The organism is Streptomyces sp. NPDC057543, from assembly GCF_042801895.1.
Lineage (GTDB): Bacteria > Actinomycetota > Actinomycetes > Streptomycetales > Streptomycetaceae > Streptomyces.
This window is the reverse complement of record NZ_JBHVFF010000092.1, coordinates 18,485-27,008: the sequence shown is the minus strand read 5'-3', so window position 1 is coordinate 27,008 and position 8,524 is coordinate 18,485. Positions and strand designations below refer to the sequence as shown.

Sequence of the window (8,524 nt, the reverse complement as noted above, 5' to 3'; positions counted from 1 at the left end):
CCCCCGCCACTTCGGTGACGGGGGCGGCCCTGCGTCGTCGGCGTGCGCGGGCGTGACGCGGTCGATTCGGCCCTTTCGACCGATCCGAGACCTTCGCCACATGACGGCCGCTGTGACGGGCGCCGCCGCAATGGCTGTATCGGGCAAGAAACCGCAGGTGAGCGCCGGATCACCGGACGTTCACCTGTGCTGTACATCCCCTTTGTCCCCATGTCGTCGTCATCCGGGCGTGACAGCTCGCTGTGCAACCCTTCTTCGGGCCACGACGTCGTACGAAGTACCGACAAGTCGCACAAGCAAGTGAAAAAGCCGAGGAGCCAGTGCCCGAACACCGCTCAGGGGAGGGCCGGTCCGGGAACAGCTGACGACCGAAGGAGACGGATGACCGAGCAGAGCGGAAGCGGTGGCCGAATACGCCCCACCGGCAAACGCCGGAAGAAGCCTTCCCGTCGCCGCAGGGCGACGGTGATCGGCGCCTGGATCCTGGCCGGCGCCGTGGTCGTCGGCGGCGGTGGGCTCGGATACGCCTACTTCAAGCTCAACGGCAATCTCAAGGCCGTCGACATCAACGCGGCGCTCGGCAAGAACCGCCCCGACAACGTCGACAACGGCTCCGAGGACATCCTCGTGCTCGGCTCGGACTCCCGCTCCGGCGCGAACTCCGCGTACGGCGCCGACGAGGGCACCGCCCGCTCCGACACGGCGATGGTCGTGCACCTCAACAAGGGCCACAAGACGGCCTCCGTCGTCTCCATCCCGCGCGACACCCTCATCACCCGCCCCGACTGCACCAGCGACACCACGGGCAAGACCGTCGCGGGCCAGCAGCGCGCCATGTTCAACACGGCGTACGAGGTCGGCGGACCGGCCTGTGCGGTCAAGACCGTCGAATCGATGTCCGGCATCCGCATGGACCACTACCTCGAAGTCGACTTCACCGGCTTCAAGAAGCTCATCGACGAGCTGGGCGGCGTGAAGATCACCACCACCGAGGCGATCCACGACGCCAAGAGCCATCTGAATCTGGAGCCCGGAACCCACACCCTCGACGGCGAGCAGTCGCTGGGCCTCGTCCGCACCCGCAAGAGCGTCGGCGACGGCAGCGACCTCGGCCGCATCCAGCTCCAGCAGGCGTTCATCAAGGCGCTGATGGAACAGGCCAGGAGCGTCGGCCTGTACTCGAACCCGAAGACGCTCTTCGACCTCGCGGACACGGCGACCAAGGCCATCACCACCGACTCCGAGCTGGGTTCGGTCAAGCAGCTCACCGACTTCGCGAACGGCCTCAAGGGGCTCGGCTCGAAGAACGTCCACATGGTCACGCTGCCCGTCCAGTACGACCCGGCCGACCCGAACCGCGTCGTACCGCTGGAGGAGTCCGCCCAGCAGGTCTGGACGGCGCTCAAGCAGGACAAGGCGATCCCCGCCTCCGCCACCGAGAAGTCGGCGGGCGACAAGGGTGTCGCGGGCCGCATCGTCCAGTAAGCGCGGGCCGCACGTGTTCCCCGGCCGGAAATACGTGCGGCCCGGGAATACGTGCGGCCCGCCCCCGGTTTTGGGAGATACGGCCGGTCCTGGCAGACTGGTACGTCGGCCCCGGTTCACGGACGCGCAATCCGCGCGTACGACCCGGCGCCCTCCCGAATCTAGGAGAAACCCTTGAAGCGCGACATCCACCCCGAGTACGTCGAGACGCAGGTCAGCTGCACCTGTGGCGCGTCGTTCACGACCCGGAGCACCATCGACAGCGGCAACATCCGCGCCGACGTCTGCTCCGAGTGCCACCCGTTCTACACGGGCAAGCAGAAGATCCTCGACACCGGTGGCCGCGTGGCCCGCTTCGAGGCCCGCTTCGGCAAGGCTGCCGGCTCCGCCAGCAAGTAGCGAGCCACTGCGCCGGTTCTCGGCGCCCTCTTCCCGGGGGGCGTCGAGACCGGCGCTTTTTCCGGCCCGGGGTACGGGGCCGTACCCCACCCGGCCCGGACGGCATCACGCCGTCCAGCAGGCACGTTCGAGTGAAGGAACCAGGAGCCCGAAGATGTTCGAGGCGGTCGAGGAACTGATCGGTGAACAGACCGATCTTGAGAAGAAGCTCGCGGACCCGTCGGTCCACGCCGACCAGGCAAACGCGCGCAAGCTCAACAAGCGCTACGCCGAGCTGACCCCGATCGTCGCCACGTACCGCTCCTGGAAGCAGACCGGGGACGACATCGAGACGGCCCGCGAGCTGGCCGCCGACGACCCCGACTTCGCCGCCGAGGTCAAGGACCTGGAGAAGCAGCGCGAAGAGCTCACCGAGAAGCTCCGCCTCCTCCTGGTCCCGCGCGACCCCAGCGACGACAAGGACGTGCTCCTGGAGATCAAGGCGGGCGCGGGCGGCGACGAATCCGCCCTGTTCGCCGGCGATCTGCTGCGGATGTACCTGCGCTACGCCGAGCGCGTCGGCTGGAAGACCGAGATCATCGACTCCACCGAGTCCGAGCTCGGCGGCTACAAGGACGTCCAGGTCGCCGTGAAGACCAAGGGCGGCAACGGCGCCACCGAGCCCGGCCAGGGCGTGTGGGCACGGCTGAAGTACGAGGGCGGGGTGCACCGCGTGCAGCGGGTGCCGTCCACCGAGTCCCAGGGCCGCATCCACACCTCCGCCGCCGGCGTGCTCGTCACGCCCGAGGCCGAGGAGGTCGACGTCGAGATCCACGCCAACGATCTCCGTATCGACGTCTACCGCTCCTCGGGCCCCGGCGGCCAGTCCGTCAACACCACGGACTCGGCGGTCCGCATCACCCACCTGCCGACCGGCGTCGTCGCCTCCTGCCAGAACGAGAAGAGCCAGCTCCAGAACAAGGAGCAGGCCATGCGCATCCTGCGGTCGCGCCTGCTCGCCGCCGCCCAGGAGGCCGCGGAGCAGGAAGCCTCGGACGTACGACGCAGCCAGGTGCGTACGGTCGACCGGTCCGAGAAGATCCGTACATACAACTTCCCCGAAAACCGGATCTCGGACCACCGCGTCGGCTTCAAGGCGTACAACTTGGACCAGGTGCTCGACGGCGACCTGGACTCCGTGATCCAGGCCTGCGTCGACGCCGACTCCGCCGCAAAGCTCGCCGCCGCATAAGCAAAGCCCGCCCCGCCCGTAACCCGTACGGAGAACCGCGATGAACCTGCTGCTCGCCGAGGTGGCCCAGGCCACTCAGCGGCTGGCCGACGCCGGTGTGCCCTCCCCGCGATTCGACGCGGAGGAACTCGCCGCGTTCGTGCACGGCGTCAAGCGGGGCGAACTGCACCATGTGCCGGACGCGGACTTCGACGCCCGCTACTGGGAGGCCATCGCCCGCCGCGAGGCCCGCGAACCGCTCCAGCACATCACCGGACGCGCCTTCTTCCGCTACCTGGAGCTCCAGGTCGGACCTGGTGTCTTCGTACCCCGCCCGGAGACCGAATCGGTCGTCGGCTGGGCGATAGACGCCGTACGCGCGATGGATGTCGTCGAGCCGACCGTCGTCGACCTCTGCAGCGGATCGGGCGCCATCGCCCTGGCCATGGCGCAGGAGGTACCGCGCTCACGCGTGCACGCCGTCGAGCTCTCCGACGACGCCCTCAAGTGGACCAGGAAGAACGCCGACGGGTCCAGGGTCACCGTCCACCGGGGAGACGCGCTCACCGCCCTCCCCGAGCTCGACGGCCAGGTCGACCTGGTCATCTCCAACCCGCCGTACATCCCGCTCACCGAATGGGAGTACGTGGCACCCGAGGCCCGTGACCACGACCCGGAGATGGCCCTCTTCTCCGGCGAGGACGGCCTCGACACCATCCGCGGCATCGAACGCACCGCACACCGCCTGCTGCGCCCCGGCGGCCTCGTCGTCATCGAGCACGCCGACACCCAGGGCGGCCAGGTGCCGTGGATCTTCACCGAGGAGCGTGGCTGGGCCGACGCGGCCGACCACCCCGACCTGAACAACCGGCCGCGGTTCGCCACGGCCCGCAAGGCCATGCCGTGACCGGCGGCCACCACCCGCACGACCCGTACCCGCCCTACCCGTACATGCTTGAGGAGGCCGGCTGATGGCACGGCGATACGACTGCAACGACGCGACCGACCGTACGACGGGTCTGCGTGAAGCCGCGTCGGCCGTACGCCGCGGCGAACTGGTCGTGCTGCCCACCGACACCGTGTACGGGATCGGTGCGGACGCCTTCAGTTCCGAGGGTGTCGCCGACCTGCTGGATGCCAAGGGCCGCGGCCGCAACATGCCCACGCCCGTCCTGATCGGTTCCCCGAACACCCTGCACGGACTGGTCACCGACTTCTCCGAGCAGGCCTGGGAGCTCGTCGACGCCTTCTGGCCCGGCGCCCTCACGCTCGTCGCCAAGCACCAGCCTTCGTTGCAGTGGGACCTCGGCGACACCCGCGGCACCGTGGCTGTGCGGATGCCGCTGCACCCGGTCGCCATCGAGCTGCTCACCGAAGTCGGGCCGATGGCCGTCTCCAGCGCCAACCTCACCGGACACCCGTCCCCCGAGGACTGCGACGCCGCCCAGGAGATGCTCGGCGACTCCGTCTCCGTCTACCTCGACGGCGGCCCGACACCCGGCATCGTGCCGTCGTCGATCGTCGACGTGACCGGCAAGGTCCCCGTGCTGCTGCGCGCCGGTGCGCTCTCCGTCGAGGAACTCCGCAAGGTGGTACCCGACCTCGAGGTGGCCAATTGACCGCCCCTGAGGGGCGTGGCATAGCGGGGCAGGCCGACACATTCCGCATCCTCCACGTCAGTACCGGCAACGTCTGCCGCTCGCCGATCACCGAGCGGCTGACCCGCCACGCCCTGGTGGACCGCCTCGGCGATCCGCGGCAGGGCGGACTGATCGTGGAGAGCGCGGGCACCTGGGGCCACGAAGGCGCCCCCATGGAGGCCAACGCCGAGATCGTCCTCGCCGACTTCGGCGCCGACACCACCGGCTTCGTCGGCCGGGAGCTCCTCGACGAGCACGTGATCCGCGCCGACCTGGTGCTCACCGCGACCCGCGACCACCGGGCCCAGGTCATCTCGATGGGTCACTCGGCCGGCCTGCGGACCTTCACCCTCAAGGAATTCACCCGGCTGGTCCGGGCCATAGACCCCGCCACGCTGCCCGACCCGCGCGACGACGGCGTCGTCGAGCGCGCCCGCGCACTGGTCCGCGCCGCGGCCGCGCTGCGCGGCTGGCTGCTGGCCCCCACCGCCGAGGCCGACGAGGTGTACGACCCGTACGGTGCCCCGATCACGTTCTTCCGGTCCATCGGCGACGAGATCAATCAGGCCCTGGACCCGGTCGTCACGGCCCTGACGGGCATCACGGCCGACCGCTGAGGACGCGGCTCTGCCGCCCGCCCCGACAGCCGGAGACCGGCGCAGCGGGCCGAAGCGCGGGAGGCCCCCGGGGGCCGAGCGGTGTTCGACCAGGCCCTCGGCCCGCTCGTCACCGCGCTCACCGGCGTACCGGCCCCGCACTCGGCGCGGACCGCTCCAGCGCCACTCCGACGGCTGTACTCCCGGGCCCGGCACCGGGGGCCGGGCGGGTGTACGACGTTGCCGTACAGCGGGCAGGGGGCCCCTTCCGGGCCTACATTTGAAGCTGACCCAAGCGCACCCCTCCCCAGGCCCGGAGCTTCCCGATGCCGGTCACCACTCCTGCCGCACCCCCCTCCGACGCCGGGACGACCCTGCCGCAGGACTTCGGCGCCCTGCTCCGGGAGGACCCGGAGATCGCCGCCGTGCTCCTGGGCGAGCTGCACCGGCAGTCGACCACCCTGCAGCTGATCGCCGCCGAGAACTTCACCTCGCCCGCGGTCCTCGCCGCCCTCGGCTCACCGCTCGCCAACAAGTACGCCGAGGGCTACCCCGACGCCCGCTACCACGGCGGCTGCGAGCAGGCCGACGCCGCCGAACGCATCGCCTGCCGACGGGCCACCGCGCTCTTCGGCGCCGAACACGCCAACGTCCAGGCGCACTCCGGTTCCTCCGCCGTCCTCGCCGCGTACGCGGCCCTGCTGCGCCCCGGCGACACGGTGCTCGCGATGGGACTCCCGTACGGCGGACATCTCACTCACGGCTCGCCCGCCAACTTCTCCGGCCGCTGGTTCCAGTTCATCGGATACGGGGTCGACTCCGAGAGCGGCCTGATCGACTACGAGCAGGTGCGCACCCTGGCCCGCGCGCACCGCCCCAAGGCCATCGTCAGCGGCTCGATCTCGTACCCCCGCCATCCCGACTACGAACTCTTCCGGGACATCGCGGACGAGGTGGGCGCGTACCTCATCGCCGACGCCGCGCACCCGATGGGACTGATCGCCGGGGGAGCGGCGCCGAGCCCGGTGCCGTACGCCGATGTGGTCTGTGCGACCACGCACAAGGTGCTGCGCGGTCCGCGCGGCGGGATGATCCTGTGCGGTGCGGAGCTGGCCGAGCGGATCGACCGGGCGGTCTTCCCCTTCACGCAGGGTGGCGCGCAGATGCACACGGTCGCCGCGAAGGCCGTCGCGTTCGGGGAGGCGGCCACGCCCGCGTTCACGGACTACGCCCATCGCGTGGTGGCCCATGCCCGGGTGCTGGCCGCCGGTCTGGCGGTCGAGGGCTTCGAGATCACCACGGGCGGCACGGACACCCACCTGATCGTCGCGGACCCGGCCCCGCTCGGCGTCGACGGCCCGGTCGCCCGCGCCCGGCTGGCAGCGGCGGGCCTGGTGCTGGACACCTGCGCGCTTCCGTACGGGGACGCCCGGGGCATCAGGCTGGGCACCGCGGCCGTCACCACCCAGGGCATGGACGACGCCGACATGGCGCGGCTGGCGGCGCTCTTCGGAGCAGCGGTGCGTGAGGAGGGCGACATCGGGGCGGAGGTCCGGGAGCTGGCCCGGAAATATCCGCCCTATCCGGGGTAGACGCGGTCCATGCAACCATCGGTCCGTCCGTCGTGTCCTCAAACACGAGTCCCACCTCGTTAAGGTGTGGGCTGAGATGGCCGGCGAAATCTGTGGGGCAGCCCGTGCGTGATTACCTGCTGACGCTCTGTGTCACGGCCGCGGTGACCTATCTGCTGACCGGCCCGGTGCGTAAATTCGCCATCGCGGTCGGGGCGATGCCCGCGATCCGTGCGCGTGACGTCCACCGAGAACCGACACCGCGGCTCGGTGGCATCGCCATGTTCGGCGGGCTGTGCGCGGGGCTGATCGTCGCGGCGCATCTGTACAACCTCGACTGGGTCTTCAAACTCTCCAACGAGCCGCGGGCGCTGCTCTCCGGGGCCGCGCTGATCTGGCTGATCGGTGTGCTGGACGACAAGTTCGAGATCGACGCACTGATCAAGCTCGGCGGGCAGATGATCGCCGCCGCGGTCATGGTGATCCAGGGCCTGACGATCCTGTGGCTGCCGATCCCCGGCGTCGGCACCGTCGCGCTCACCCAGTGGCAGGGCACGCTGCTCACGGTCGCCCTGGTCGTCATCACGATCAACGCGGTCAACTTCGTCGACGGTCTGGACGGTCTCGCGGCGGGCACGGTCTGTATCGCCTCCGCCGCGTTCTTCCTGTATACGTACCGGCTCTGGTACGGGCACATGATCGAGGCCGCGGCCCCCGCGACGCTTTTCACGGCGATCCTGATGGGCATGTGCCTGGGCTTCCTGCCGCACAACATGCATCCGGCCCGGATCTTCATGGGGGACTCGGGTTCGATGCTGATCGGCCTCGTGCTGGCGGCGGGCGCGATCTCCGTCACGGGGCAGGTCGACCCGGACACGATGAAGCTCTTCGCGGGCAGTGAGCGCGAGGCCACCCACGCGATGCTGCCCGTCTTCATCCCGCTGCTGCTGCCATTGACCATCATCGCGATCCCGGCCGCCGACCTCGTGCTGGCGATCGTGCGGCGTACCTGGAACGGCCAGTCGCCGTTCGCGGCGGACCGGGGCCACCTGCACCACCGGCTGCTGGAGATCGGCCATTCGCACAGCAGGTCCGTGCTGATCATGTACTTCTGGTCGGCGCTGATCGCCTTCGGCGCGGTCGGCTACTCCGTGCACTCGGCGTCCCTGTGGATCGTGCTGGTCATCATGGGGCTGAGCGCGCTGGGCCTCGTACTGCTGTTGATGCCCCGGTTCACCCCGCGGGCGCCGTACTGGGCGGAACGGTTCCTCCCGCCCCGCTACCGCCGGCGCCGCGGCAAGGCCGAGGTGCCCGACGCGGAACGCTCGGCTCCGGGTGAGGCCCAACAGCGGCCCCTGGACAGGCAGATGGGGCGGGAGGGGCACGAGCTCCAGGAACGGATCCCGGTCGTCGTGGGAGTTTCCGGCGTCAACGGGGCGACCGCGATCGGCCCCCGTTCGCGTCTTTCGGACAGAGACACGGCTGATTCGGCGCGGTGACGATTCGGTCATCGAGGGGCAATACCAGACAGGACAAAGAGTTGCCTTGCTCACACGCGCGGGCTCACCCACATGTGTGACAGCGGGCACACTTTCTTGGTAAAGACCTCATCAAATAGTTTGT

At 69.8% G+C, this 8,524-nt stretch carries 8 protein-coding genes; all 8 read left to right on the top strand.

What is annotated here, in order from left to right; all coding sequences use genetic code 11:
- Window positions 1-381: 381 nt before the first annotated feature.
- The 8 genes from ACFU8Q_RS17620 (at window position 382) to ACFU8Q_RS17585 (ending at window position 8,400) form a co-directional block, all read left to right on the top strand.
- Entirely contained in the window at window positions 382-1,485 is a 1,104-nt protein-coding gene (locus tag ACFU8Q_RS17620; protein WP_384454265.1) for an LCP family protein, read from the top strand.
- A 174-nt stretch (window positions 1,486-1,659) separates the two neighbouring features.
- Entirely contained in the window at window positions 1,660-1,884 is a 225-nt protein-coding gene (gene rpmE / locus ACFU8Q_RS17615; RefSeq protein ID WP_018958997.1) for a 50S ribosomal protein L31, read from the top strand.
- A gap of 154 nt (window positions 1,885-2,038) precedes the next feature.
- Window positions 2,039-3,115, top strand: a complete 1,077-nt coding sequence (gene prfA, locus ACFU8Q_RS17610) for a peptide chain release factor 1 (protein ID WP_384454262.1) — start codon at window positions 2,039-2,041, stop codon at window positions 3,113-3,115.
- Window positions 3,116-3,155: 40 nt separating this feature from the next.
- Complete coding sequence (gene prmC / locus ACFU8Q_RS17605) at window positions 3,156-4,001, top strand: peptide chain release factor N(5)-glutamine methyltransferase (RefSeq protein ID WP_384454259.1); 846 nt, start codon at window positions 3,156-3,158, stop codon at window positions 3,999-4,001.
- 64 nt (window positions 4,002-4,065) lie between these two features.
- On the top strand, window positions 4,066-4,713 hold the full coding sequence (locus ACFU8Q_RS17600; RefSeq protein WP_030915951.1) for an L-threonylcarbamoyladenylate synthase: 648 nt from the start codon (window positions 4,066-4,068) through the stop codon (window positions 4,711-4,713).
- Window positions 4,710-5,351 (top strand): protein-tyrosine-phosphatase, encoded by a 642-nt coding sequence (locus tag ACFU8Q_RS17595; protein WP_384454256.1) that lies wholly within the window; start codon window positions 4,710-4,712, stop codon window positions 5,349-5,351. The genes ACFU8Q_RS17600 and ACFU8Q_RS17595 overlap by 4 nt, the downstream gene beginning before the upstream one ends.
- A 305-nt stretch (window positions 5,352-5,656) precedes the next feature.
- A complete protein-coding gene (glyA, locus tag ACFU8Q_RS17590) occupies window positions 5,657-6,922 on the top strand; it encodes a serine hydroxymethyltransferase (RefSeq protein WP_384454253.1) in 1,266 nt (421 codons plus the stop codon).
- Between the two features lie 92 nt (window positions 6,923-7,014).
- The gene (locus ACFU8Q_RS17585; RefSeq protein WP_384454250.1) at window positions 7,015-8,400 is read left to right on the top strand and encodes an MraY family glycosyltransferase; all 1,386 of its coding nucleotides are present in this window, start codon (window positions 7,015-7,017) and stop codon (window positions 8,398-8,400) included.
- Window positions 8,401-8,524 lie beyond the last annotated feature (124 nt).

What these genes read in the sequence shown, in the direction of transcription:
- glyA (WP_384454253.1), top strand. Translation starts at nt 5,657, where the DNA reads ATGCCGGTCACCACTCCTGCCGCACCCCCCTCCGACGCCGGGACGACC.
- ACFU8Q_RS17600 (WP_030915951.1), top strand. Translation starts at nt 4,066, where the DNA reads ATGGCACGGCGATACGACTGCAACGACGCGACCGACCGTACGACGGGT.
- prmC (WP_384454259.1), top strand. Translation starts at nt 3,156, where the DNA reads ATGAACCTGCTGCTCGCCGAGGTGGCCCAGGCCACTCAGCGGCTGGCC.
- ACFU8Q_RS17620 (WP_384454265.1), top strand. Translation starts at nt 382, where the DNA reads ATGACCGAGCAGAGCGGAAGCGGTGGCCGAATACGCCCCACCGGCAAA.
- prfA (WP_384454262.1), top strand. Translation starts at nt 2,039, where the DNA reads ATGTTCGAGGCGGTCGAGGAACTGATCGGTGAACAGACCGATCTTGAG.